Source organism: Pseudomonas fontis, assembly GCF_028656955.1.
In the GTDB taxonomy this organism is placed as follows: domain Bacteria; phylum Pseudomonadota; class Gammaproteobacteria; order Pseudomonadales; family Pseudomonadaceae; genus Aquipseudomonas; species Aquipseudomonas fontis.
This window is the reverse complement of the sequence record NZ_JAMDGY010000096.1, coordinates 16,999-41,123: the sequence shown is the minus strand read 5'-3', so window position 1 is coordinate 41,123 and position 24,125 is coordinate 16,999. Positions and strand designations below refer to the sequence as shown.

Here is a 24,125-nt window from a genome sequence, read left to right as displayed (position 1 = left end):
CCTGCCGGCCCCCACAAGGGCCCGGCAGGCACAAAAAAGGCCCTGACATTCACTGCCAGGGCCTCGTTCCAAGCAAGCTATGACCGCCAAAAATAGAATAAGTTTCACTGCAAAAACAGTAACTTATAAAATTGTATACAAGTCGTGCTACTCGTCGGATTTCAATTGTCAGCCCCCCTTCCGAGCCTCAGGATCGCGTCGTCATCCCTCTGAGACTCTCGCATGAAATACTCCTCGATTCTCGTGTTGTCCCTTAGCCTGCTGAGCGGCGTTGCCTCTGCAGGTGGCACTACCGAAGCCGGCATTGGCGGCGCATTGGGTGGGGTATTGGGCTCGGTTGTCGGTCAGTCGATCGGCGGTAGCACCGGCTCGGCCATCGGTGCCGGCCTGGGTGGCGCCGCCGGTAGCGCCGTCGGTGCAGACAAACGCAGCCGTGGCGAAGCCGCCATCGGGGGTGCCCTGGGCGCCGCAGGCGGCAACGTGGTCGGCCGCAGCATGGGTGGCAACACCGGCAGCCTGATCGGCGCCGCAGCTGGCGGTGGCGCCGGTGGCGCGCTGGGTAACTACATGGGCAACAAGAGCGATGACGAAGACCGTCGCTATCGCAACCGCGACTACGACGACCGTCGCCACTACGACCGCGGCCGCCACTACGGCCACCGCAAGCACAACCGTCACTGGCGCCACCGCTAAGGCGCAAGCCCTTCGGGCTTAAGGCAAACTCCTAGCGGATCGAAGCAAGGGTGATGCAGGGGCAACGACTGCCCAGGCATCACCCTTGATGCATTTACCCCCGCATTCCTGACTGCTCGCAGCGTTCCCGCCTACCGACCAAGGGCTCACCCATTCAGCCCGGCTTAGGGGTAGCCCCGATTCTGGCGAATATAGCCAATCGCTATCATCGTGCATCTCCCGAATAAGCAACTGGACGCAGGGAATGCGGATCGACCAAAGCAAGCGTGCCCATTCGCCTCCTGCGCGAGGGGCATGAGATGCCAGCCAGGGCCAAGCCGCCAGTGCTCGCCGAGCATGAATTCCAGCAGTTGCAAACGCTGCTAGAGGACGCCTCGGGTATCGTGCTGGCGGCTGATCGCCGCACGCAGGTAGCATCGCGCCTGGTGCCACGGCTACACCGCCATCAGTTGGACAACTTCCCCGACTACCTGCAGCGCCTGCGCCAGCCCGCATTTGCCGCCGAGCAAACGCGGGTGATCGACCTGCTGCTCAGCAAGGAAACCTATTTCTTCCGCGAGCACCGTCACTTCGAGTTCCTCGCCCAGTGGCTGCTGCGCAACCCGTCGGCCAAGCGCTTCTGGAGCGCCGCCTGCGCCTCCGGCGAAGAAGCCTACAGCCTGGCCATGGTCGCCAGCGAACACGCCCGCAGCGACGACTGGTCAGTGCTGGCCAGCGACCTCAGCCGCGCTTCGCTGGGCCAGCTCGATGATGCGGTCTATGACATCACCCAGGCGCGGTATTTCCCCGAAGGCTGGCTACCGCGCTACAGCCGCTGCGGCACCGACGAGATGGACGGGCGCCTGCGCATCCACAGCAGCTTGCGGGCGCGGGTGCAGGCACGGCAGATCAACCTGGCCCAGGCACTGTCCGACAACCTGCCCTGCTTCGATGCGATTTTCCTGCGCAACTTGCTGATGTATTTCTGCCCGCACGCGCGTCAGCAGATGGTCCGGCGTGTGCTTGCGCACCTGCGCCCGGGTGGGTTGCTGGTCATCGGCCATACCGAAAGCATCGATGCACCCGCACTGCCGCTACGGCCAATACTGCCTTCGGTGTTCGAGCGCCTATGATGCTGGAAGCCAAGCTGGCTCCTGCGCCTGGTCGTTGCCACTGAACGTGCGACCACGCGGTAGCGCTCATCCGGACCGAGCAAAACTGCCGCCCTTCTTCCTTTGTGAAACAGGCTCGAATCCATGCTTTGCCGAATATTGATCGCCGATGACTCGCCGCTTTTCAGGGCGGGTCTGCGCGCACTGCTTGAACAGAAGAACGACTACGCCGTGGTCGGCGACACGGGGGACGGCATGAGCGCCGTGGCCTTGGCTGAACAGCTGAAGCCCGACATCGTCGTGCTGGACATGGGCCTGGACAGCCAGGACAGCGAGCAGGTCCTGCACGAGTTGTTCATCCGCGTGCCGAGCTGCCATGTGCTGATGCTCTCGGCGCGGGCAGAGCTGGAGTTCGTAATGAAATGCCTGCAACTGGGGGCGCATGGTTTCCTGCTCAAGAGCGCCACGGTCCTGGAGTTGGAGCAGGCCTTGCTGGCCTTGCGCAATGGCGGCCAGTACCTGTCATCGGCGGTGCTGCCGCTGGTGATCGGCCAGGCGGTCAAGCACAGCCGCAAGCGGCCGGTGGGCGGCACCATGCAACTGACTGCGCGTCAGTTGGAGATCCTGCGCCTGATCGCCCGTGGCGAGTCCACCCGCTCGATTGCCGATGGCCTGGGCTTGAGCGTGAAGACCATCGAGGCGCACCGCTCGCAGATCATGCACCGCTTGCAGATCCACGATGTGCCGGGGCTGGTGTTGTTTGCCGTGCGCGAAGGGATCATCCGCATCAACGACTGAAGGTCAGGCCAGCAGGGCCTCCAGGGCCGCTTGCAAGCGTTCGGGCAAGACTGCCGGGCGGTTTGACTCACGCTCGACGAACACCTGCACCACGCGCCCGGCAGCGCACGCCTGCGCGTCGCCCACCTGGAACAGCGCCAACGCGTATTCCACCGAACTGCCCGCAAGCCGGGTCACGCGCAGGCCGACTTCCAGGCATTCGGGAAAGGCTGCCGAGGCATAGAAGTCACAGGCAGAGCTGACCACAAAGCCGACCACGGCGCCTTCCTGCGGGTCGATCCCGGCGCACTCGATCAGGTGCGCCTGAATGGCGGTGTCGAAGAAGCCGTATACGGTTGCGCTGGCGATATGACCATTGAGGTCGTTGTCCTGCCAGCGCGTGAGGATCGGCTGGAAGTGCTGGTACTGCTCGCGTTGGGGGATGCTGGACATGGGCACAGGCCTCATTCTTAACGTAAAAACAGATCATAGCGTGATCCAACCAGTGGGAGCCGGCGTTGCCGGCGATGCAAGGCAGCGCCTTGCCAAATGGGGTCGTTGCACGACCCATCGCCGGCAAGGCCGGCTCCCACAGGGGCCAACACAGGACAGAATTACGCGCACAAAAAAGCCGCCCCGAAGGGCGGCTTTTTTTCAACGCAGTGGCAGCAACTTACAGTTGCGGGCCGGCTGCCTTGATGGCGTCGGAAACTTCGAACTTCTTGAAGTTTTCGATGAACAGCGAAGCCAGGCCTTTGGCCGCTTCGTCGTAGGCCGCCTGGTCAGCCCAGGTGTTGCGCGGGTTGAGCAGGACAGTATCAACGCCCGGAACCAGCTTCGGCACGTCCAGGTTGATGATGTCCAGGTGCTCGGTTTCAGCACCGACCAAGGTACCGCCCTGGATCGCCGCGATCACCGCACGGGTGGTCGGGATGTTGAAGCGCTTGCCAACGCCGTAGCCACCACCAGTCCAGCCGGTGTTGACCAGGTATACCTTCGAGTTGAAGCCACGGATACGCTTGATCAGCAGATCAGCGTACTCGCCAGCCGGACGCGGGAAGAACGGCGCGCCGAAGCAGGTGGAGAAGGTCGACTTGATGCCGCTGCCCGAACCCATTTCAGTGGAGCCCACCAGCGCGGTGTAACCCGACAGGAAGTGGTAGGCCGCCTGCTCTTCGTTGAGGATCGACACTGGCGGCAGTACGCCGGTCAGGTCGCAGGTCAGGAAGATGACCGCATTCGGCTCACCGCCAAGGTTCTTCTCGGAACGCTTGGCAACGTGCTCCAGCGGGTAGGCGGCACGGCTGTTCTGGGTCAGGCTGACATCGGCGTAGTCGGCTTTGCCGGCAGCGTCGGTGATGACGTTTTCCAGGACCGCGCCGTGCTGGATGGCTTTCCAGATGACCGGCTCGTTCTTCTCCGACAGGTCGATGCACTTGGCATAGCAACCGCCTTCGATGTTGAAGACAACGCCTTCGCCCCAGCCGTGTTCGTCGTCACCGATCAGGTAACGGCTTTCGTCGGCCGACAGGGTGGTTTTACCGGTGCCCGACAGACCGAAGAACAGGGTCACGTCGCCTGCTTCGCCGATGTTGGCAGCGCAGTGCATTGGCAGCACGTCGGCAGCCGGCAGCAGGAAGTTCTGCACCGAGAACATGGCTTTTTTCATCTCGCCGGCGTAACGCATGCCAGCGATCAGGACTTTCTTCTGTGCGAAGTTGATGATCACGCAACCATCGGAGTTGGTGCCGTCACGCTCGGGTACGCACTCGAAGTTGGCAACGTTGAGCACTTGCCACTCATCACGGCCAGCCGGGTTGTACTGTGCCGGGTTGATGAACAGGCAACGGCCGAACAGGTTCTGCCAGGCAGTCTGGGTGGTCATCTTGACGGCCAGGTAGTGCTCTTGTGCAGCCCCTACGTGAACGTACGAAACGAAATGCTCTTGCGCGTTGTTGAAGGCCTCGACGCGGTCCCACAGGGCATCGAACTTGTCGGCCGGGAACTTGCGGTTGATCGGGCCCCAGGCGATGGCAGCCTGAGTGGACGGCTCTTCGACGATGAAACGGTCAACCGGCGAACGGCCGGTACGGTGACCCGTTTCCACGACCAGCGCGCCAGTATCGGCAAGCTTGCCTTCACCGCGTTTCAGCGCTTCTTTTACCAGCTCATCGACGCTCAGGTCAGTGTGCACGGTGTTGTTGGCTTGCGTCATGAGATTCCCCATCCGGCCTGTGGCCGAGTGCTCCAAACGTTTTGTAGTAACTCTTTGAAAACTACTACAGCGGAAAAAAGTGGCCGGATTATGCCAGAAACGCCCAAAAAAAGTAGGGCCCTCCTGTCAGAACGGCGTGTTTCCGGCGTTCGACAGGAGTTTTACCTGTGGTGAAACGTTTTAGTGCCGAGTATCTGACGGTGCGTCCACACCCGCGCCAGCGAACAATTGCACCACATCGTTGGCATCGAATTGATAGCGCTCATTGCAGAACTGGCAATCGACTTCGATATGCCCGCCGTGCTCCTGCACCAGTTGCAGTGCATCGGCCTCACCCAGGCTGACCAGGGCGTTGCCGGAGCGATCACGCGAGCAGCTGCAGCGGAAGTGCAGCGACTGGATATCGAACAGGCGCACGGCCTCCTCGTGGTACAGGCGATGCAGGATGGTCTCGTTGTCCAGGCCCAGCAGCTCTTCAGCTTTCAGGGTACTGGCCAGGGCGGTCACGTGCTGCCAGTTGGCGGCGCGCTCTTCCTCGTCCTTCTCGAGCTGCGCGGGCAGCTGCTGCACCAGCAGGCCACGGGCGTGCTTGCCGTCGGCGTTGAGCCAGAACTTGGTGCCCACCTGCTGGGACATCACGAAATAGTTGGTGAAGCATTCCGACAAGGTGGCGCCGTCGAGGTCGACGATGCCCTGGTAGCGCTGGCCCTGGGTCGGGTCGACGGTCATGGCCAACACGCCATTGGGCATCAGCTCGGCCAGGGTGGCATCGGCACTGATCTGCTCGGCGTCGTAACGGGCCAGGCCACGGATCTCGCGCTCGCTGGAGCACTCGATCATCAACATCGGGATCGGCCCGTCGGAGCGCGCCTGCAGGATCAGCAAGCCGTCGAACTTCAAGGTGCCGACCAGCAGGGCCGCCGCTGCCATCAGCTCGCCCAGCAGTTGCTGCACCGGCTGTGGATAAGCGTGCTTGGCCAGGACTTCGGCATAGCTTTGCTCCAGTACGACGAGCTCACCACGCACATCGTGGTCGTCGAAAATGAAGCGTTGGGTGTAGTCGGTATCTGGCAAATCGGACATGAGTTCGGCTTTCTAGAAGGGTGAAAAATAAAGTCGGAAGCTTCCAGGCCCCCGGCGCACCGTCTCGGTGCGTTCAGCTGGCACGACAGAGGGCCATTTTAGGGGCAATCCTGCGCGCTTCCAAGCAACGTGGGCGCACGCCATTGCCGACTACTGTGTTTGCGCGGGTGACCGTTTGGCCAGATCCCTGCGCGCACTTTCGACGAATGGCGCTTCAACCGGCGCTATCGTGGAATTGATGCAGCTGGCGACGCTGTTTCTTGGTTGGCCGACCATCGGTCGTCACCCCTAGCGCACCGGCCTTGCGCAGCGCAGCCGCCTGTTCGCGGCGGGCGATACTCTCGGCGGTTTCCTCGTACAATGCCTGGGCTTCTGGCGCCCCGCGGCGCACCACCGACAGCGCCGTGACCACCACGGTACGCTCGTCGAAGCCGGTGCGCAGCACGAATTCATCACCCACTCGCGGCTCTTTCCCCGGTTTGCAGCGATCCCCGCGACAATGCACCTTGCCGCTCTCGATGGCGGTCTTGGCCAAGGCGCGGGTCTTGTAGAAGCGTGCGGCCCATAGCCACTTGTCGAGGCGTACCTTGTCGTCGTCTTCGCTCTTTTGTGCCATCGCATTTCCCCTTCCATTTGCGTCATGGAACTGTACTACCGTAACTGACGGATGCAAAAAATACGCGGCGTGCTTACAGTTCACCGACTTTCCCCCAGGTTGTGCATTTTGAAGACATTTGACCATCTGACCGTGATCGGCCTGCGCGAGTGGGTTGCCCTGCCAGACCTCGGCGTAGCCGGCCTGCGCGCCAAGATCGACACCGGGGCCAGTACCTCCAGCCTGCATGCCACCGAGGTCGAAGTCTTCGAGCGTGACGGTGAGCGCTGGGTGCGTTTCAACGCGCACTTGGGCTCGGTAGTACAACTGCGCCACCGCCGCTGCGAAGCGCCGCTGGTGACGATGAAAACCATCAAGAGCTCCAACGGCCATGCCCAGACCCGCTACGTGATCCGCACGCCCCTGGCGCTCGGTGACCGGGTCTGGGAGGTCGAGTTCACCCTGGCCTGCCGCAAGGCCATGCGCTATCGCCTGTTGCTCGGTTCCAAGGCGTTGGTGCATGGCCAGTTGGTGGTCAATCCAGGTCTCAAGTACGTTCAGGACAAGCCGGCCTTTCCGGCCACCATTACCCCTTCAACAGGTGTTGCATGAAGATCGCTGTGCTGTCGCGGAACCCGCGTCTGTATTCCACTCGTCGTCTGGTCGAAGCCGGTACGCAACGAGGGCATGAAATGGTGGTGATCGACACCTTGCGCGCCTACATGAACATTGCCAGCCACAAGCCGCAGATCCACTACCGCGGCAGGCCGCTGGAAGGTTTCGACGCGGTCATCCCGCGCATCGGTGCCTCGGTCACTTTCTATGGCTGCGCCGTGCTGCGCCAGTTCGAAATGATGGGGGTCTTCCCGCTCAACGAATCGGTCGCCATCGCCCGCTCGCGAGACAAGCTGCGCTCGCTGCAATTGCTCTCACGCCGTGGTATCGGCCTGCCGGTAACCGGCTTTGCCCACTCCCCGGATGACATCCCCGACCTGATCCAGATGGTCAACGGCGCCCCGCTGGTGATCAAGGTGCTCGAAGGCACCCAGGGCATCGGCGTGGTCCTGGCCGAAACCACCCAGGCCGCCGAGTCGGTGATCGAGGCGTTCATGGGCCTGAAGCAGAACATCATGGTCCAGGAATACATCAAGGAAGCCGGCGGCGCCGATATCCGCTGCTTTGTGGTCGGCGACAAGGTCATCGCCTCGATGAAGCGCCAGGCCAAGCCGGGCGAGTTCCGCTCCAACCTGCACCGTGGCGGCACTGCGAGCCTGATCAAGGTCACCCCGGAAGAGCGCATGACCGCTATTCGCGCGGCCAAGGTCATGGGCCTTAGCGTGGCTGGCGTGGACATCCTGCGTTCGAATCACGGCCCGCTGGTGATGGAGGTGAATTCCTCGCCGGGCCTGGAGGGCATCGAGGTCACCACCGGCAAGGACGTTGCCGGGATGATCATCGAGCACCTGGAGAAGAACGGCGGGCCAAACCTGACCCGCACCAAGGGCAAGGGCTGAGGCTAGACCGCGTCGCGCGGCAGCAGCAGGCCCAAGGGCAACCTGACCCGGGCCTCGATGCCGCCGCCGGAGCGGTTGCGCAACTCGACATTGCCGCCGTGCTGGGCGGCGATCCGCTTGACGATCGCCAGGCCCAGCCCGGTGCCCTTGCCGCTGCGCGCACGGTCGCCGCGAATGAATGGGTTGAAAATGCCTTCCAGTTCGTCCGGGTCGATGCCGGCGCCACGGTCCAGCACGCTGAGCACCACATACGGTGCACTGTTGTCACCCGAGACATAGGCCGCCACTTCCACGCCCTTGCCGGCGTGGTACAGGGCATTGCCGATCAGGTTGTTGAGCAGGCGCTTGACCGATACCCGGCGCAGTGGGAACGGCGGGATCGGTTCCAGGCACAGGCGCACGCGCTCCACCGGCTGATTGAACGGCGCCACCACCTCACGCACCAGGTCGCTCAGGTCGATGGCTTCGACCGGCTCGTCGCGACCATCACGGATGAATGCCAGGAACTGGTCAAGGATGGCATCCATGTCCTCGATATCGCGGACCATGTCGTCGGTCAATTCGTTGTCGTTGGGCAACATCGACAACGACAGCCGCAGGCGCGTCAGCGGTGTGCGCAGGTCATGCGATACCCCGGCCAGCATCAGTTCGCGCTCGCGCCCGGCCTGCTCGACATCTTCGGCCATCTGGTTGAACGCGCGGTACACGTCGGCCATCTCACTGGGCGTGTCGCCAATCGGCAAACGCACGCTGCTGCGCCCCTGCCCCAGCTGCCGAGTGGCGATCACCAGGCGCTTGAGCGGTTCGTTGAGCATGCGCACGAAGAACCAGGCCATCGCCGTCGAGGCCACGCCGATCCCCAGGAACCAGCCCAGCACGCTCCAGATCTTCTGCCCGCGCAACGGGTGCGGGTAGAGCGGCACTTTCAGCCAGCCATCGCCCAGGCTCGGGGCACGTACCCATAACGCCGGCGGCGCGTGAACACGCAGGCGCACCTCGGTGTCGTCACCCAGCTCGGACTGCATCTGGCGTTGGTAGATCTCGCTGTACGGCCAGTGCTGCTCGCCTTCCGGCACACCGCTGCCGACCACGCGCTTCAAACTGGCCGCCTCGGCGATCTTCTCGCGGTTTTCCTCGTCGGCGGCCCAATAGGCTCGCAGGGTCAGGGCGACGCCGTGGCTGTACTGGCGGTCGACCAGCACGTCCTCGTTCATCAGCAGGTAGACCAGGGTCAGCGCCTTGGAGAACAGTACGGCGGCAAGCACCAGCCAGAGGCTTCGGGCGAAGAAGCTTTGGGGGAACCAAAGGGGCGTTTTCATGGACAGCAGCTACACACTTGGCAGGCACGAGCATGGCTCGCAGGCATTGCAGAAAACCGGCACACAGAAAAACAGGGCTACCGTCGGGTGGCCCTGTACCGAGTGACCTGCATCTACAAACGAAACATCACTTTTCGGTTTTGCCGTCCGGCACGAAAACATAGCCAACACCCCAGACCGTCTGGATATAACGGGGTTTCGACGCATCGGGTTCGATCATCCGGCGCAGTCGGGAAATTTGTACGTCGATGGAGCGCTCCAACGCGTCCCACTCGCGACCACGGGCCAGGTTCATCAGTTTGTCGCGGGTCAGCGGCTCACGGGCGTGCATCACCAGCGCCTTGAGCACGGCGAATTCACCGGTGGTCAGCATGTGCACTTCTTCGCCACGCTTGAGTTCACGAGTAGCCAACGACAGTTCGTAGTCACCGAAGGTCACGGTCTCGTCTTCGCTGCCTGGCGCGCCAGGTACGGCGGGGGCCTGGCGGCGCAGCACGGCCTTGACCCGGGCAACCAGCTCGTCCGGATTGAATGGCTTGGCCAGGTAGTCGTCGGCGCCCAGCTCCAGGCCTTTGATGCGGCTCAGCTCGTCGCCCTTGGCGGTGAGCATGATGATCGGGATCTGGTTGTTCGCTGCCCGCAGGCGGCGGCAGGCCGAGAGGCCGTCTTCGCCCGGCAGCATCAGGTCGAGCACTACCAGGTTGAAAACCTCGCGGGCCAGCAGGCGGTCCATCTGCTCGACATTGGGTACGGCACGGGCACGAAAGCCCTTGCTGGTGAAGAAACGTTCCAGCAGGCTGCTGAGCCCCGGATCGTCGTCGACGATCAAAATTTTGTCGCCTTCGGCGTTTGGTGCAGTGGTGCTCATGGATAGCTCCTTTGTTCGCGGCACGCATTATGGCTTAGCAGCCAATTGACTGGGCCGAGTGCATTGTTAGCAGATTTTTCCCCGGGTGCCAGCCCAACCGGTCGAGGGGCTGGCCTGGCGCTATCACCGCAAGCTGCGCACGCTGGGTATAATGCGCCGCTTTCATCCAGCGTCGCCCTGCTCAAACGCACCCTGCAGCGTACTTGCGGCGGCTTTTGCACTCTTACATTTGTCAGGTGGTTTTATGGACAGCATCAACAGCCGCATCGCCGAGGAACTCGGCGTCCGCCCGCAACAGGTCGAAGCGGCCGTGGCTCTACTTGATGAAGGCTCCACGGTGCCTTTTATCTCCCGCTACCGTAAAGAAGTGACCGGCAGCCTGGACGACACCCAACTGCGTCACCTGGAAGAGCGCCTGCGCTACCTGCGCGAGCTGGACGATCGCCGCGCAAGCATCCTGGCGAGCATCGAGGAACAGGGCAAGCTGACCCCGGAGCTGGCCCGCGAGATCAAGCTGGCCGACACCAAGACCCGCCTCGAAGACCTTTACCTGCCATACAAGCAAAAGCGCCGCACCAAGGGCCAGATCGCCCTGGAAGCTGGCCTGGGCGAGCTGGCCGACGGCCTGTTCAACGACCCGCAACTGACCCCGGAAAGCGAAGCCACGCGCTTCGTGGACGCCGAAAAAGGCGTGGCCGACGTCAAGGCAGCCCTTGAAGGCGCCAAGTACATCCTCATGGAGCGCTTCGCCGAAGACGCCAACCTGCTCGCCAAGCTGCGCAACTTCCTCAAGCAGGAAGCCGTGCTGAGCGCACGCCTGGTGGCCGGCAAGGAAGAAGAAGGCGCCAAGTTCCGCGACTATTTCGAGCATGACGAAGTGCTGCGCAGCGTGCCGTCGCACCGTGCCCTGGCGATCTTCCGCGGGCGCAACGAAGGCGTGCTGTCCGCCACCCTGAAAGTCGGCGAAGAACTGCCCGGCACCCTGCACCCGTGCGAGCTGATGATCGGCTCGCAATTCGGCCTGAGCAACCAGAACCGCCCGGCCGACAAATGGCTTGGCGAAGTGGTGCGCTGGACCTGGAAGGTCAAGCTCTACACCAGCCTGGAAACCGACCTGTTCGGCGAGCTGCGCGATGGCGCCGAGGGCGAGGCGATCAACGTCTTCGCACACAACCTGCACGACCTGCTGCTGGCCGCCCCGGCCGGCCCGCGCACCACCCTGGGCCTGGACCCGGGCCTGCGTACCGGCTGCAAGGTGGCAGTGGTCGATGCCACCGGCAAGCTGCTGGACACCGCAACCGTCTACCCGCACGTGCCGAAGAACCAGTGGGACCAGACCATCGCCGTGCTCGCCGCGCTGTGCGCCAAGCACTCGGTGGAGCTGATCGCCATCGGCAACGGCACCGCCAGCCGCGAAACCGACAAGCTGGCCGCCGAACTGATCAAGAAATACCCAGCGCTGAAAATGACCAAGATCATGGTCTCCGAAGCCGGCGCTTCGGTGTACTCGGCCTCCGAGCTGGCGGCCAAGGAATTCCCGGACCTCGACGTGACCCTCCGTGGCGCCGTGTCGATTGCCCGCCGCCTGCAGGACCCGCTGGCCGAGCTGGTGAAGATCGACCCGAAATCCATCGGGGTCGGCCAGTACCAGCACGACGTGTCCCAGCTCAAGCTGGCGCGCGGCCTGGACGCCGTGGTCGAGGACTGCGTGAACGCCGTCGGCGTGGACGTCAACACCGCCTCGGTCGCGCTGCTGGCACGCATCTCCGGCCTGAACAGCACGCTGGCCCAGAACATCGTCGCCCACCGCGATGAAAACGGTGCCTTCAAGACCCGCGCCGCGTTGAAGAAAGTCAGCCGCCTGGGCGAGAAAACCTACGAACAAGCCGCCGGCTTCCTGCGCGTGATGAACGGCGACAACCCGCTGGACGCCTCTGCGGTTCACCCGGAAGCCTACCCGCTGGTCAAGCGCATCGCCGCCGAGACCGACCGCGACATCCGTTCGCTGATCGGCGACAGCGGTTTCCTCAAGCGCCTGGACCCGAAAAAATTCACCGACGAGACCTTCGGCCTGCCGACCGTCACCGACATCCTCCAGGAACTCGACAAACCCGGCCGCGACCCGCGCCCGGAGTTCAAGACCGCCGAGTTCCAGGAAGGCGTCGAAGACCTCAAGGACCTGCAACTGGGGATGATCCTCGAAGGCGTGGTGACCAACGTCACCAACTTCGGCGCCTTCGTCGATATCGGCGTGCACCAGGACGGCCTGGTGCACATCTCGGCGCTGTCCGAGAAGTTCATCAAGGACCCGCGTGAGGCGGTCAAGGCCGGCGACGTGGTCAAGGTCAAGGTCATGGAAATCGACATCCCGCGCAAACGCGTCGGCCTGTCGATGCGCATGGGCGATACCCCCGGCGAGAAAATCGACGGTGCCCGTGGCAGCCGTCCAGGTTCGGCACCGCGTCAGCAACAGAGCCAGCCGGCACGCGTCAAGGAAACTGCGGCCCCGGCCAACAACGCCATGGCATCGCTGTTCGCCAACGCCAAGCAACTGAAGAAGAAGTGATGGAGATTCCCGAAGGGGTCATCCAGAGCGCCTTCAGCCAGTTGCTCGGCTGCCGCCTGCTGCGCCTTGAACAAGGCGTGGCCGAGGTGGCCATGGACGTAGCGCCGCACCTGCACAATCGCGGCGGCAAGCTGCATGGCGGGGCGATCTTCAGCCTGGTCGACAATGCCATGGGGCTGGCCTGTTCCAGTTCCCATGGCTTCGACCAGCAGAGCGTGACGGTAGAGTGCAAGATCAACTACCTGCGCCCGGTCAGCGACGGCGAAGTACAGTGCATCGCCCGCGTGCTGCAGGCCGGGCGACGCATACTGGTCGTCGAAGCCGAGGTGCATCAGGGCGACAAGCTGGTGGCCAAAGCGCAAGGCACCTTCGCCGCGCTCTAGCCGCAAACAGCCAATCTGCGGTACTTTCGGCAGTGCGCGGGCACTGCCGCAACCCCGCAAAAACCGGGCGACAACGCCAGTTCCTCTGTCCACCCTTGTAGACCGTCATCTCTACCCCCATATTGGGGCGACTGACGCGTGAAGGAATCCATCTTGAGCGAACTTCTCAACCGCCGCCTGAGCCTGCTCAGCCAGGGCGACAACCTCTCCCTGCTCAAGCAGTGCCTGCACGGCATTGAGCGTGAATGCCTGCGCGTGACCGAGGACGGCCGTCTGGCCCAGACCCCGCACCCCGAAGAACTGGGCTCGGCGTTGACCCACGAGCAGATCACCACCGACTATTCCGAGTCGCTGCTGGAGTTCATCACTCCCGCCCTGGCTGATCCTGCCCAGACCCTGAAAAGCCTCGAAAGCATCCACCGCTTCGCTTATACCCAGTTGGGCAGCGAGTACCTGTGGAGCCCATCGATGCCCTGCCCGCTGCCGGCCGAGGAAGACATTCCGATCGCCTGGTACGGCACCTCGAACATCGGCCAGCTCAAGTACGTCTACCGCAAGGGCCTGGCCCTGCGTTACGGCCGTACCATGCAGTGCATTGCCGGTATTCACTACAATTTCTCGCTGCCAGACGCGCTCTGGCCGCTGCTGCGCCAGGCCGAAGGCCAGGCGGGCGATGACCGTGATTATCAGTCGGCGGCGTATATCGCCCTGATCCGCAACTTCCGCCGCTACAGCTGGCTGCTGATGTACCTGTTCGGTGCCTCGCCGGCGCTGGATGCCGGCTTCCTGCGCGGTCGTGCACATCAGCTCGAAGCCTTCGACGCCGACACCCTGTACCTGCCGTATGCCACCAGCCTGCGCATGAGCGACCTGGGTTACCAGAGCAACGCCCAGGCCGGCCTCACGCCGTGCTACAACGACCTGAGCAGCTACACCGACAGCCTGCGCAAGGCGGTAGCCACGCCGTATGCGCCGTATGTCGAGGTCGGTACGCACAAGGATGGCGAGTGGGTGCAACTGAACACCAACATCCTGCAGATCGAAAACGAGTACTACTCGAACATCCGCCCCAAGCGCGTGACCTACTCCGGCGAGCGGCCGATCCAGGCGCTGATGGCGCGTGGCATCCAGTACGTCGAAGTGCGTTGCCTGGACATCAACCCGTTCCTGCCCACCGGCATCGACCTGCCGGAGGCGCGCTTCCTCGATGCGTTCCTGCTGTTCTGCGCGCTGGAAGAAAGCCCGTTGCTGGAAAACGGCGAATGCGGCCAGTGCACCGACAACTTCCTCAGCGTGGTCAAGGAAGGGCGTCGTCCGGGCCTGAAACTGCGCCGCGACGGCCATCCGGTCGAACTCAAGCAATGGGCTGATGAACTGCTCAAACGCATCGCGCCACTGGCTGAGCTGCTCGACTCCAGCCAAGGTATCGACGGCCATGCCAAGGCCCTGGCCGCACAAGCAGCCAAGGTCAGCGACCCGTCGTTGACGCCGTCGGCCCAGGTGCTGGCGAGCATGCGTGAGCACAAGGAAAGCTTCAGCCGCTTCGCCCTGCGCCAGAGCCAGCAGCACGCCGAGTTCTTCCGTGAAACGCCGCTGAGCAGCGAGGAGCAGCAGCGCTTCGAGCGGCTGGCGAGTGACTCCCTGGAGGCTCAGTCGAAGCTGGAGCGCGAAGAAGAAAAGGTCGATTTCGACCTGTTCGTTGCCGCCTACCAGGCGAGCATCCTGGCGATCAGCAACTGACATGACCCGCACCGTCACTGCGCGCAAACCGCGCGCTCGCAGCCAGGCGCGGATCGACACCATCCTCGAGGCGGCCCGCACCTTGCTGGCCAGCGAGGGCGTGGCCAGCCTGTCGATCTACAGCGTGGCCGAGCGCGCGCAGATCCCGCCGTCGTCGGTGTATCACTTTTTCGCCAGCGTGCCGGCCTTGCTCGAAGCGCTGACGGCAGACGTGCACCGGGCGTTTCGTGATTGCCTGCAAGCGCCGATCGAGGCAGGCAGCCTGCAGCATTGGCACGACCTGTCACGGCTTGTGGAACAGCGCATGCTGGCGATCTACAACGAGGATGCGGCGGCGCGCCAGTTGATTCTGGCGCAGCACGGCTTGAGCGAAGTGACGCAGGCGGATCGGCAACACGACCTGGAGCTGGGTGATCTGATGCGGGCGTTGTTCGACCAGCATTTCCAGCTGCCGGCCTTGCCGGAGGATGTCGACGTGTTTGCCCTGGCGATGGAGCTGGGTGATCGGGTGTATGCCCGCTCGGTCCATGTGCACGGGCAGATCACCCCGCGCATGGCTGAAGAAGGGATGCGCGTGTTTGATGCGTACCTGGGGCTGTATTTACCGCCGTTCCTGCCCAGACGTTGATACTGCGCAGCCCTCATCGCCGGCAAGGCCGGCTCCCACAGCGTTCAGTGCCACATGGCCTCTGTGGGAGCTGGCCTTGCCAACCTGTCAGAGCTTGGCAATCGACACTTCAGTCGACTTCACAAAGGCAATCACTTCACTGCCAATGGTCAACTCCAGCTCTTTCACCGAGCGCGTGGTGATCACCGAGGTCACTACCCCCGACGCCGTCTGCACGTCGATTTCCGACAACACCGGCCCTTCGAGGATTTCCTTCACGGTGCCCTTGAACTGGTTACGTACGTTGATCGCTTTGATGGTCATCTTCAGGTTCCTTTCTAAATAGAGGTCAATGCGCCCAACGCAACTGCGTGGGCAAAGGGGCTACAGGTTCAGGCTCGGGCGGCGTGCCCGGCACCGACAGAACACGGTTCAATACTTCACTTTCCAACGCCGCCAGCCGATGCGATCCGCGCACCCGCGGACGCGGCAACTCCACCACCAGGTCCAGGCCGACGGCGCCGTCCTCGATCAGGATCACCCGGTCGGCCACTGCCACCGCCTCGCTCACATCGTGGGTCACCAGCAACACGGTAAAACCGTGCTGGCGCCAGAGCTTTTCAATCAATTGCTGCATCTCGATGCGGGTCAGCGCATCCAGCGCCCCTAGCGGTTCGTCCAGCAACAGCAGGCGCGGCTGGTGAATCAACGCACGGGCCAGGGCCACACGCTGCTTCTGTCCGCCCGACAAGGCCGCCGGCCATTCATTGGCACGGTCCGCCAAACCGACCGCCTCCAGCGCTTCCAGCGCGCGAGGCCGCCAGTTGCCGTCCAGGCCCAGGCCGACGTTGTCGATCACCCGCTTCCAGGGCAGCAGGCGCGCCTCCTGGAACATCAGCCGGGTATCTTCGCGCGCCTCGCTCAACGGCGCGCTGCCCGCCAGCAGATCCCCGCCGCTGGGCAGATCCAGCCCCGCCAGCAAGCGCAGCAAGGTGCTCTTGCCACAACCACTGCGACCAACGATTGCCACGAACTGACCGGCCGGAATATGCAGGTCGATATCGCGCAGCACCTGCCGCTGGCCAAAGGTTTTCTGCACATTGCGCACGGCCAGCGGGATCCCGCGCAGCAGGCGTGGAGGTTGTTCCTTGAGAATGCTCATTGGCCGTCCCCCCTTACGACCTGATAGGCCGGGTGCCAGCGCAGCCACACCCGCTCAAGCCCTCGCGCCGCCAGGTCGGCCAGCTTGCCAAGCACTGCGTACAAGACGATCGCCAGCACCACCACGTCGGTCTGCAGGAACTCGCGCGCATTCATCGCCAGGTAACCGATGCCGGCGTTGGCCGAGATGGTCTCGGCCACGATCAGCGTCAGCCACATGAAGCCCAGTGCAAAGCGCACCCCGACCAGGATCGAAGGCAAGGCACCCGGCAGGATCACCTGGCGGAACAGGGCAAACCCGCTCAAGCCATAACTGCGCGCCATCTCCACCAGCGCCGGGTCGACGTTGCGAATACCGTGATAGGTGTTCAGGTAGATCGGGAACAAAGTGCCCAGGGCCACCAGGAAGATCTTCGCCGACTCGTCGATCCCGAACCACAGGATCACCAACGGGATCAGCGCCAGGTGCGGCAAGTTGCGGATCATCTGCACCGAGCTGTCGAGCAGGCGCTCGCCCCAGGTCGACAGGCCAGTGATAAAACCCAGCACCAGGCCGATACTGCCGCCGATGACGAAGCCCAGGCCGGCACGCCAGCCACTGATCGCCAGGTGGGTCCAGATTTCCCCGCTGCGCACCAACTCGACACCGGCACTGACTACCGCGCTGGGTGCCGGGAGAATCCGCGTCGACAACCAGCCTGCGCTGACCGCCAGTTGCCAGACTGCCAGCAACAGCACCGGCAGGGCCCAGGGCGCGAGGCGTTGCGGCCACGGCGTTGAAGGACGACTCATGACCCGACCCTCAGCGCTGTGCAGCGGATTTGGGCAGGATGTCGTTGGCCACCATCTCGCCAAACGGGCTCACGTAGCCCGCGCTTTTCGGCACTTCAGGCTGTTCGATATCCAGATGCGGGAACAGCAGTTCGGCTACCCGGTAGGACTCTTCAAGGTGTGGATAACCGGAGAAGATGAAGGTGTCGATGCCCAGGTCGGCATACTCCTTGACCCGCGCCGCGACAGTCGGGCCATCACCCACCAGTGCGGTGCCGGCACCCCCACGCACCAGGCCGACCCCGGCCCAGAGATTGGGGCTGACTTCCAGGTTGTCGCGGTTGCCGCCATGCAGCGCCGCCATGCGTTGCTGGCCCACCGAGTCGAACCGCGCCAGCGACGCCTGGGCGCGGGCAATGGTGTCGTCGTCCAGGTGCGAGATCAGGCGCTCGGCGGCCTGCCAGGCTTCAGCGTTGGTTTCCCGCACGATGACGTGCAGACGAATGCCGAAGCGCACGCTACGGCCCTGCTTGGCGGCCTTGGCGCGTACTTGCTCGATTTTCTCGGCGACTGCCGCTGGCGGCTCGCCCCAGGTCAGGTACAGCTCGACCTGTTCGGCGGCGAGGTCTTGCGCGGCCTCTGAAGAGCCACCGAAATACAGCGGCGGACGCGGTTGCTGGATCGGCGGATAGAGCAGCTTGGCGCCCTTCACGGTGATGTGCTGGCCGTCATAGTCGACGGTTTCCCCTTCCAGCACCCGGCGCCAGATGCGGGTGAATTCCACCGAGGCCTGGTAGCGCTCTTCATGGCTGAGGAACAGGCCGTCGCCGGACAGTTCTTCCGGGTCGCCACCGGTCACCAGGTTGAACAGTGCACGGCCGTTGGACAGGCGATCCAGGGTCGCCGCCTGACGCGCCGCCACGGTCGGCGAGATGATCCCCGGGCGCAGGGCGACCAGGAACTTCAGGCGCTGGGTGACCGGAATCAGCGACGCGGCTACGAGCCAGGAGTCCTCGCAGGAACGCCCGGTGGGGATCAGTACGCCGCCAAAGCCAAGGCGGTCCGCCGCCTGGGCGATCTGTTGCAGGTAACCGTGATCGACCGCGCGCGCACCGTCGGCGGTGCCCAGGTAGTGGCCGTCGCCATGGGTGGGAAGAAACCAGAATACGTTGAGGCTCATTGGAGTTGTCTCCTAAGGGGTGGCGCAAACCGGGGCGGCGCCCCGGCGCGGGCAAAACGTCAAGGCGCCGTGGCGACCTTGGCCGGTGGCGTCCAGATCACGTCCCTGATGCTCAGGGGCTTGGGAATCAGCTTCAGGGTGTGGAAGGTGTCGGCGATCTTCTGCTGCGCACTGACCACCTCCGGGGTGATGAAGTGGGCGCCATAGCCCTGGCGCTTCACCGAGGTCAGGGTGATGTCGGCAGGCAGGCCGAGCAGCGGTGCCACCTGGTCGGTGACCTCCTGCGGGTTGGCCTGCGACCACTCGCCCACGGCGCGCACTTCATCGACCAGGGCGCTGATCACTTCGGGGTGCTGCTGTGCGTAAGGCTTGGTCGCCAGGTAGAACTGATGGTTGTCGACGATGCCCTTGCCGTCGCGCAAGGTGCGCGCTTGCAACTGCTGTTCGGCGGCAGCCTGGTACGGGTCCCAGATCACCCAGGCATCGACGCTGCCACGCTCGAAGGCGGCGCGGGCATCGGCGGGCGGCAGGAACACCGTGGTGATGTCGCTGTACTTGAGGCCGGCGTCTTCCAGGGCACGCACCAGCAGGTAGTGCACGTTGGAGCCTTTGTTGAGCACGACCTTCTTGCCTTTGAGTTCCTTCACCGACTGGATCGGCGACCCCTTGGGCACCAGGATCGCTTCGCTGTGCGGCGCCGGCGGTTCATAGGCGACGTAGAGCAGGTCGGCACCAGCGGCCTGGGCAAACACCGGCGGCGTTTCGCCGGTCACGCCGAAATCGATCGAGCCGACGTTCAGGCCTTCGAGCAGTTGCGGGCCACCGGGGAATTCGGTCCATTGCACCTGCACGCCTTGGGCGGCGAGACGTTTTTCCAGGGTGCCCTTGGCCTTGAGCAGCACCAGGGTGCCGTACTTCTGATAACCGATACGCAGGGTATCGGCTTGAGCTTGGGTGATGGCGCCGAAGGACACAGCCGCAGCAAACAGAGCGACCAGACCACGACGCAAAATGACAGTGCGCATAGCGCTCTCCTTTTGCGGTTGGGTTCAGGCTGCACCTGCTTGCCCGTTGGCGGGCGAGTAAGGTGGGGGCAAACGATGAAACGGTTAGCGGGCCTCAGATGCTCCAGCGAGCACTGAGCAGACGTTCGTTGAGCACACCGGGCGCGACCGGTTGCGGTCGGCGAGCCAGGGCGCGGTGAAACTGTTGCAGCGATTCTTCCAGGCGTTGCTCCAGCGCCGGCGCCAGTTGCGCGGCGGCGCTGCCTTCGCCGTAGGCGATCTGGCTGTCGTCGGCAAAGATCCCTTGCAGGGTCTCCTCGGCCTTCAACGCCGAGAGCACCGGCTTGAGCGCGTAGTCCACCGCGAGCATGTGGGCGATGCTGCCACCGGTGGCGATAGGCAGGATCACCTTGTGCTGCAAGGCGCGTTCGGGCAGCAGGTCGAGCAGGGTTTTCAGGGCACCGGCGAAGGACGCCTTGTACACCGGGGTGGCCACGATCAGGCCGTCGGCCTGTTCCACCAGTTGCAAAAAGTGCTGCACGATCGGGCTGTCGAAACGCGCATGCAGCAGGTCTTCGGCCGGGAAGTCGCGCACCTGGAAGGTCACCACTTCAACACCCAGGCGTTGCAGCCATTGGCGCGAACGCTCAAGCAGTACCGCAGTACGCGAACGCTGGCTGGGGCTGCCGCCGAGAGATACAACCAGCATGAAGTGCTTCCTTGATCCTGTACTTGAGAGGTGACCTTAACAGCTCACCGCATATACCCATAAATCATATTTATTCATTTGTTTATTCTATTTGGATCTATTAGAGGCCTTGCCGGCAATGAGCCCCCAACAGGCAAAAAAAAGGGCCGTCGAAACGGCCCAAAATTCCCTGCATGGCTAAAAAATCAACGATTGGGCTGCGGTGTCAGGCGCAGGTACGGCTTGACCGCACGGTAGCCCTTGGGGAAGCGGCGCTTGATTTCGTCCTCGTCCTTGAGCGACGGCACGATCACCACCTCGTCACCGTCCTGCCAGTTGGCGGGGGTGGCGACCTTGTGGTTGTCGGTCAGTTGCAACGAGTCGATCACCCGCAGAATTTCATGGAAATTGCGCCCGGTACTCGCCGGGTAGGTGATGGTCAGGCGAATCTTCTTGTGCGGATCGATCACGAACAACGAGCGCACGGTCAGCGTGTCGCTGGCATTGGGGTGGATCAGGTCGTACAGGTCCGAGACCTTGCGATCGGCATCGGCCAGGATCGGGAAGTTGACTGTGGTGCCCTGGGTTTCATTGATGTCTTCGATCCAGCGGTGGTGCGAATCCACCGGGTCGACCGACAGCGCAATGGCCTTGACCCCACGCTCGGCAAACTGGTCCTTGAGCTTGGCGGTGAACCCCAGCTCGGTGGTGCACACCGGGGTGAAGTCGGCCGGGTGCGAGAACAACACGCCCCAGCTGTCGCCCAGCCATTCGTGGAAGCGGATCTTCCCGGCACTGGAATCCTGTTCGAAATCGGGGGCGATGTCGCCAAGTCTGAGGCTCATGCTGCGGCTCCTTGCGAGGTTCGTTATGGCTTCACTCTGCCTGTTGCCGCGTAAAAGTAAAAAGAATAAATATCGATTTATTTATAACCATAAGAACTATCAAATTACAGGCGAAAAAAAGCCCCGCACGTGGGCGGGGCTTCTCTTGCAACGACCGTATTACAGGAAGTTGTAGGTGTAGCTGACGATCAGACGGTTCTCGTCCTGGTCGCGCTGGCCCGCGGCTTCGGAGCGCAGCGAAGCGTTACGCCACGCCAGGCCCAGACCTTTGAGGGTCCCTTCTGGAATCACGTAGCCCAGGGTGAAGTCGCGCTCCCACTCGGAACGGTCGCTCTGTGCCGCGTTGATGTTGGTGCCTTTCAGGTAGATCACCGAAGTGGTCAGGCCTGGTACGCCGATGGCCGCGAAGTCATAGGCATATTGCGCCAGCCAGGTACGCTCGCCTGCACGCTGGAACTTGCCGATCTGTACGTCGGTGATCAGGTAGCTGGACGAACCGTCACCCTGGTTCAGGAACGGGAAGTCGCTGGTACCGTTGATACGCTGGTAACCGGCGCTCAGCGCGTGGCCTTGCAGGCTGTAGGTGAACTTGGCGCTCCAGGTACGGTTATCAACTTCACCGTTGTTCTGGTAGCCAGAAGCCTTGTAGCCAGCCAGACGGCCTTCAGCGCTGGCATTCTTGCCATCCGAATCGCTGTAGAAGTAACGCAGGTCAGACTTCAGGCTACCCACTGGCAGTGCCAGGTTGTGGGTCAGGCCCAGGAAGTGCTGTTTGTAGAAGTCGTCCAGGTTGCCGTAGTAGTACTGAGCCAGCAGGTCCTTGGTGATCTTGTAGTCAGCACCTGCGTAGTAGAACGCATTGCTACGCACGCCTGCAGCGCCGCCCGCACCGGCGATAGCCAGCGACTCGTTGTTGGTCGAGTTACGGCCTTTGGCGTGTTCCAGCTTACCGCCGACCAGGGTCAGGTTGTCGATCTCGTTGGAGGTGATCTGACCACCTTCGAAGGTCTGTGGCAGCAGGCGACCGTCGTTGTAGTTAACGACCGGCAGCTTCGGCATCAGGGTGCCGATCTGTGCAACAGTTTTCGAGAACTTGACCTTGCCGGTCAGGCCCAGGCTGCTGAAGTCTTCAACCGCACGACCATCGCTGTCGCTTGGGAAGACCAGGCCGCCTTTGTTGACGCTGTTCTTGTTGTAGGCAGTGCCCTTGCCCGAATCCAGGCGGAAACCGGCCAGACCGATGGCATCGATACCGAAACCAACGGTGCCTTGGGTGTAGCCCGAGGTGAAGTTGAAGATGAAGCCTTGGCCCCACTCTTCCTGCTTGGATGGCTTGTTGTTGGTCGAACCCGCCAGGTTGTTGCGGTTGTCCTGGTTGATATAGAAGTTACGGGCAGTAACGCTGGCCTTGCTGTCTTCTACGAAACCGGCAGCACCTGCTTGCTGGGCCAGAACCCCGACGGCCACGGCAATAGCCAAGGTGGACTTGTACATGTTTTGCTCCTTTACGTTCTAATTCTTGTGTGTCGTTAAGGCGGAATCTACTGCTCCGCTCTGTGACGATGGGCGATTAGCGCCAAAGCGTGACCGTCAAGTCAATCGTAACGAATCATTTCACTACTTTGGTCTAATGCGCCGCCCCAGGTGGGCAAGGATAAAGACTATTGGTTAATTCCAAAAAGCCTTATTTCAGAATTTTTCAGATTATTCGGATATATATCCCAAATATTTCTGTGGAGACATCATCGGCAGGCGGGCTGATTTCTAAAGGAAATTGCTGGCAGCTCTTTTAGATCAAATAGAAGGCTTTTTTACTGTCATCCTGGAAATCCCAGCTGTTGTAGCCGCTGCCGTCAGGCTGCGCTGAAGCCCGCAAGGGCTCCCAAAAGCGGCGCCTGCGTTGCAGGCGAGCGCAGCCTGACGGCAGCGGCTACAGACTATTTGGCTCCTAAGCTAATTCTAAAAAGTTATTTATATTAAGTTTCTTAGATCATCTAGTCTTCTTGGCACTCGATCCTCACCGACCGCCTGACAAGGAGTTCACCATGACCCTGCACACTCCGCTGCGCCTGATTACCGCCCTGGCCCTCGCCGGCGCCAGCTGGTTTGCCCAGGCGGCCGACCTGACCGTCGCCTACCAGACCACCGTCGACCCGGCCAAAGTGGCCCAGGCCGACGGCAGCTACGAAAAAGCCAGCAAGGCCAGCATCGACTGGCGCAAATTCGACAGCGGTGCCGACGTGATCACCGCCGTGGCCTCCGGCGATGTGCAGATCGGCTACCTCGGCTCCAGCCCCCTGGCCGCGGCCGCCACCCGCAAGTTGCCGGTGGAAACCTTCCTGATCGCCACCCAGATCGGCGCCGCCGAAGCCTTGGTCGCCCGCGACGGCGCCGGGATCAACTCACCGCAGGACCTGGTCGGCAAGAAGATCGCCGTGCCCTTCGTCTCCACCGGCCACTACAGCCTGCTGGCCGCGCTGAAACAGTGGAACATCGACCCGTCCAAAGTGCAGATCCTCAACCTCGCACCACCGGCGATTGTTGCCGCCTGGAAGCGCGGCGACATTGACGCCACTTATGTATGGGACCCCGCCTTGGGCGTAGCCAAGGAAAACGGCAAGGTGCTGATCACCTCCGGCGAGCTGGCGAAAAAAGGCGCACCGACCTTCGATGCCTGGATCGTGCGCAAGGACTTCGCTGCCAAGCACCCGGAGATCGTCAAGGCCTTCGCCAAGGTCACCCTCGACGCCTACGCCGACTACCGCAAAGACCCGCAAGCCTGGCTGGCCAATGCCAGCAATGTAGAGAAAGTCGCCAAGCTGTCCGGTGCCAAGACCAGCGACATTCCGGCCCTGCTGCAAGGCAACGTCTACCCGCTGGCCGCCGACCAGGTCGCTGCGCTGGGTTCGCCGACCACCCAGGCGATCACCGACACCGCCACCTTCCTTAAAGAGCAAGGCAAGGTCGAGGCGGTGCTGCCGGACTACTCGCCGTACGTCAGCGCCAAGTTCATCGCCAACTGAAA

General features: G+C 62.7%; 24 protein-coding genes. 10 read left to right on the top strand and 14 right to left on the bottom strand.

Annotation, left to right across the window (positions count from 1 at the left end):
* Nucleotides 1-222 precede the first annotated feature (222 nt).
* From M5G11_RS23575 to M5G11_RS23565, 3 genes are all read left to right on the top strand, one after another.
* Nucleotides 223-693, top strand: a complete 471-nt coding sequence (locus tag M5G11_RS23575) for a glycine zipper domain-containing protein (protein WP_273913183.1) — start codon at nt 223-225, stop codon at nt 691-693.
* A gap of 266 nt (nt 694-959) precedes the next feature.
* Complete coding sequence (locus M5G11_RS23570; RefSeq protein ID WP_337994619.1) at nt 960-1,805, top strand: CheR family methyltransferase; 846 nt, start codon at nt 960-962, stop codon at nt 1,803-1,805.
* A gap of 123 nt (nt 1,806-1,928) precedes the next feature.
* Entirely contained in the window at nt 1,929-2,582 is a 654-nt protein-coding gene (locus tag M5G11_RS23565; protein ID WP_273913182.1) for a response regulator, read from the top strand.
* Between the two features lie 3 nt (nt 2,583-2,585).
* Here M5G11_RS23565 and M5G11_RS23560 read toward each other — a convergent pair whose 3' ends face one another.
* From M5G11_RS23560 to M5G11_RS23545, 4 genes are all read right to left on the bottom strand, one after another.
* The gene (locus M5G11_RS23560; RefSeq protein WP_273913181.1) at nt 2,586-3,014 is read right to left on the bottom strand and encodes an acyl-CoA thioesterase; all 429 of its coding nucleotides are present in this window, start codon (nt 3,012-3,014) and stop codon (nt 2,586-2,588) included.
* Between the two features lie 220 nt (nt 3,015-3,234).
* Entirely contained in the window at nt 3,235-4,776 is a 1,542-nt protein-coding gene (locus M5G11_RS23555) for a phosphoenolpyruvate carboxykinase (RefSeq protein WP_273913180.1), read from the bottom strand.
* Between the two features lie 180 nt (nt 4,777-4,956).
* On the bottom strand, nt 4,957-5,859 hold the full coding sequence (hslO, locus tag M5G11_RS23550; RefSeq protein ID WP_273913178.1) for an Hsp33 family molecular chaperone HslO: 903 nt from the start codon (nt 5,857-5,859) through the stop codon (nt 4,957-4,959).
* 214 nt (nt 5,860-6,073) lie between these two features.
* Entirely contained in the window at nt 6,074-6,475 is a 402-nt protein-coding gene (locus tag M5G11_RS23545) for an RNA-binding S4 domain-containing protein (RefSeq protein WP_273913177.1), read from the bottom strand.
* Between the two features lie 108 nt (nt 6,476-6,583).
* On the opposite strand from M5G11_RS23545, the gene rimB reads away from it, so the two are divergent.
* Both rimB and rimK read left to right on the top strand, forming a co-directional pair.
* Complete coding sequence (gene rimB / locus M5G11_RS23540) at nt 6,584-7,066, top strand: retropepsin-like aspartic endopeptidase RimB (RefSeq protein WP_273913176.1); 483 nt, start codon at nt 6,584-6,586, stop codon at nt 7,064-7,066.
* Entirely contained in the window at nt 7,063-7,968 is a 906-nt protein-coding gene (rimK, locus tag M5G11_RS23535; RefSeq protein ID WP_273913174.1) for a 30S ribosomal protein S6--L-glutamate ligase, read from the top strand. Before rimB ends, rimK begins: the two co-directional genes overlap by 4 nt.
* A 2-nt stretch (nt 7,969-7,970) precedes the next feature.
* On the opposite strand, the gene M5G11_RS23530 is transcribed toward rimK, so the two are convergent.
* Nucleotides 7,971-9,287 carry an ATP-binding protein gene (locus M5G11_RS23530; protein WP_273913173.1) on the bottom strand — a complete coding sequence of 439 codons (1,317 nt, stop codon included), beginning with the start codon at nt 9,285-9,287 and terminating at the stop codon, nt 7,971-7,973.
* A gap of 127 nt (nt 9,288-9,414) precedes the next feature.
* On the bottom strand, nt 9,415-10,155 hold the full coding sequence (gene ompR, locus M5G11_RS23525; protein WP_273913172.1) for an osmolarity response regulator transcription factor OmpR: 741 nt from the start codon (nt 10,153-10,155) through the stop codon (nt 9,415-9,417).
* Nucleotides 10,156-10,399: 244 nt separating this feature from the next.
* Here ompR and M5G11_RS23520 point away from each other — a divergent pair, with 244 nt between their 5' ends.
* From M5G11_RS23520 to M5G11_RS23505, 4 genes are all read left to right on the top strand, one after another.
* Complete coding sequence (locus tag M5G11_RS23520) at nt 10,400-12,721, top strand: Tex family protein (RefSeq protein ID WP_273913171.1); 2,322 nt, start codon at nt 10,400-10,402, stop codon at nt 12,719-12,721.
* A complete protein-coding gene (locus M5G11_RS23515) occupies nt 12,721-13,104 on the top strand; it encodes a PaaI family thioesterase (protein ID WP_273913170.1) in 384 nt (127 codons plus the stop codon). Before M5G11_RS23520 ends, M5G11_RS23515 begins: the two co-directional genes overlap by 1 nt.
* Before the next feature lie 153 nt (nt 13,105-13,257).
* A complete protein-coding gene (gshA, locus tag M5G11_RS23510; protein ID WP_273913169.1) occupies nt 13,258-14,844 on the top strand; it encodes a glutamate--cysteine ligase in 1,587 nt (528 codons plus the stop codon).
* Between the two features lies 1 nt (nt 14,845).
* Nucleotides 14,846-15,472, top strand: coding sequence for a TetR/AcrR family transcriptional regulator (locus M5G11_RS23505; RefSeq protein WP_273913168.1), 627 nt, complete (start codon nt 14,846-14,848; stop codon nt 15,470-15,472).
* 87 nt (nt 15,473-15,559) lie between these two features.
* Here the strand turns inward: M5G11_RS23505 and M5G11_RS23500 are convergent, their stop codons facing one another.
* From M5G11_RS23500 to M5G11_RS23465, 8 genes are all read right to left on the bottom strand, one after another.
* Entirely contained in the window at nt 15,560-15,775 is a 216-nt protein-coding gene (locus M5G11_RS23500; protein ID WP_273913167.1) for a TOBE domain-containing protein, read from the bottom strand.
* Nucleotides 15,776-15,800: 25 nt separating this feature from the next.
* Nucleotides 15,801-16,613, bottom strand: coding sequence for an aliphatic sulfonates ABC transporter ATP-binding protein (ssuB, locus tag M5G11_RS23495; RefSeq protein WP_273913166.1), 813 nt, complete (start codon nt 16,611-16,613; stop codon nt 15,801-15,803).
* Complete coding sequence (ssuC, locus tag M5G11_RS23490; protein ID WP_273913165.1) at nt 16,610-17,404, bottom strand: aliphatic sulfonate ABC transporter permease SsuC; 795 nt, start codon at nt 17,402-17,404, stop codon at nt 16,610-16,612. Before ssuC ends, ssuB begins: the two co-directional genes overlap by 4 nt.
* 10 nt (nt 17,405-17,414) lie before the next feature.
* Nucleotides 17,415-18,563 (bottom strand): FMNH2-dependent alkanesulfonate monooxygenase, encoded by a 1,149-nt coding sequence (ssuD, locus tag M5G11_RS23485; protein ID WP_273913164.1) that lies wholly within the window; start codon nt 18,561-18,563, stop codon nt 17,415-17,417.
* A 59-nt stretch (nt 18,564-18,622) separates the two neighbouring features.
* On the bottom strand, nt 18,623-19,588 hold the full coding sequence (locus tag M5G11_RS23480) for a sulfonate ABC transporter substrate-binding protein (RefSeq protein ID WP_273913163.1): 966 nt from the start codon (nt 19,586-19,588) through the stop codon (nt 18,623-18,625).
* 94 nt (nt 19,589-19,682) lie between these two features.
* Nucleotides 19,683-20,276 (bottom strand): NADPH-dependent FMN reductase, encoded by a 594-nt coding sequence (ssuE, locus tag M5G11_RS23475; protein WP_273913162.1) that lies wholly within the window; start codon nt 20,274-20,276, stop codon nt 19,683-19,685.
* A gap of 185 nt (nt 20,277-20,461) precedes the next feature.
* On the bottom strand, nt 20,462-21,100 hold the full coding sequence (locus M5G11_RS23470) for a peroxiredoxin (RefSeq protein ID WP_273913161.1): 639 nt from the start codon (nt 21,098-21,100) through the stop codon (nt 20,462-20,464).
* A 159-nt stretch (nt 21,101-21,259) separates the two neighbouring features.
* Nucleotides 21,260-22,594, bottom strand: coding sequence for an OprD family porin (locus tag M5G11_RS23465; protein WP_273913159.1), 1,335 nt, complete (start codon nt 22,592-22,594; stop codon nt 21,260-21,262).
* Nucleotides 22,595-23,145: 551 nt separating this feature from the next.
* On the opposite strand from M5G11_RS23465, the gene tauA reads away from it, so the two are divergent.
* Nucleotides 23,146-24,123, top strand: a complete 978-nt coding sequence (tauA, locus tag M5G11_RS23460) for a taurine ABC transporter substrate-binding protein (RefSeq protein WP_273913158.1) — start codon at nt 23,146-23,148, stop codon at nt 24,121-24,123.
* Nucleotides 24,124-24,125: the final 2 nt, after the last annotated feature.

Excerpts from the sequence above, each read along its gene's own strand:
- M5G11_RS23470 (WP_273913161.1), bottom strand. The coding sequence starts at position 21,100 with ATGAGCCTCAGACTTGGCGACATCGCCCCCGATTTCGAACAGGATTCC.
- M5G11_RS23575 (WP_273913183.1), top strand. The coding sequence starts at position 223 with ATGAAATACTCCTCGATTCTCGTGTTGTCCCTTAGCCTGCTGAGCGGC.
- M5G11_RS23565 (WP_273913182.1), top strand. The coding sequence starts at position 1,929 with ATGCTTTGCCGAATATTGATCGCCGATGACTCGCCGCTTTTCAGGGCG.
- ssuE (WP_273913162.1), bottom strand. The coding sequence starts at position 20,276 with ATGCTGGTTGTATCTCTCGGCGGCAGCCCCAGCCAGCGTTCGCGTACT.
- ssuC (WP_273913165.1), bottom strand. The coding sequence starts at position 17,404 with ATGAGTCGTCCTTCAACGCCGTGGCCGCAACGCCTCGCGCCCTGGGCC.
- M5G11_RS23555 (WP_273913180.1), bottom strand. The coding sequence starts at position 4,776 with ATGACGCAAGCCAACAACACCGTGCACACTGACCTGAGCGTCGATGAG.
- M5G11_RS23465 (WP_273913159.1), bottom strand. The coding sequence starts at position 22,594 with ATGTACAAGTCCACCTTGGCTATTGCCGTGGCCGTCGGGGTTCTGGCC.
- ompR (WP_273913172.1), bottom strand. The coding sequence starts at position 10,155 with ATGAGCACCACTGCACCAAACGCCGAAGGCGACAAAATTTTGATCGTC.
- hslO (WP_273913178.1), bottom strand. The coding sequence starts at position 5,859 with ATGTCCGATTTGCCAGATACCGACTACACCCAACGCTTCATTTTCGAC.
- M5G11_RS23500 (WP_273913167.1), bottom strand. The coding sequence starts at position 15,775 with ATGACCATCAAAGCGATCAACGTACGTAACCAGTTCAAGGGCACCGTG.
- rimK (WP_273913174.1), top strand. The coding sequence starts at position 7,063 with ATGAAGATCGCTGTGCTGTCGCGGAACCCGCGTCTGTATTCCACTCGT.
- M5G11_RS23545 (WP_273913177.1), bottom strand. The coding sequence starts at position 6,475 with ATGGCACAAAAGAGCGAAGACGACGACAAGGTACGCCTCGACAAGTGG.
- ssuB (WP_273913166.1), bottom strand. The coding sequence starts at position 16,613 with ATGAGCATTCTCAAGGAACAACCTCCACGCCTGCTGCGCGGGATCCCG.
- M5G11_RS23505 (WP_273913168.1), top strand. The coding sequence starts at position 14,846 with ATGACCCGCACCGTCACTGCGCGCAAACCGCGCGCTCGCAGCCAGGCG.
- tauA (WP_273913158.1), top strand. The coding sequence starts at position 23,146 with ATGACCCTGCACACTCCGCTGCGCCTGATTACCGCCCTGGCCCTCGCC.
- M5G11_RS23560 (WP_273913181.1), bottom strand. The coding sequence starts at position 3,014 with ATGTCCAGCATCCCCCAACGCGAGCAGTACCAGCACTTCCAGCCGATC.
- M5G11_RS23520 (WP_273913171.1), top strand. The coding sequence starts at position 10,400 with ATGGACAGCATCAACAGCCGCATCGCCGAGGAACTCGGCGTCCGCCCG.
- M5G11_RS23515 (WP_273913170.1), top strand. The coding sequence starts at position 12,721 with ATGGAGATTCCCGAAGGGGTCATCCAGAGCGCCTTCAGCCAGTTGCTC.
- M5G11_RS23530 (WP_273913173.1), bottom strand. The coding sequence starts at position 9,287 with ATGAAAACGCCCCTTTGGTTCCCCCAAAGCTTCTTCGCCCGAAGCCTC.
- ssuD (WP_273913164.1), bottom strand. The coding sequence starts at position 18,563 with ATGAGCCTCAACGTATTCTGGTTTCTTCCCACCCATGGCGACGGCCAC.
- M5G11_RS23480 (WP_273913163.1), bottom strand. The coding sequence starts at position 19,588 with ATGCGCACTGTCATTTTGCGTCGTGGTCTGGTCGCTCTGTTTGCTGCG.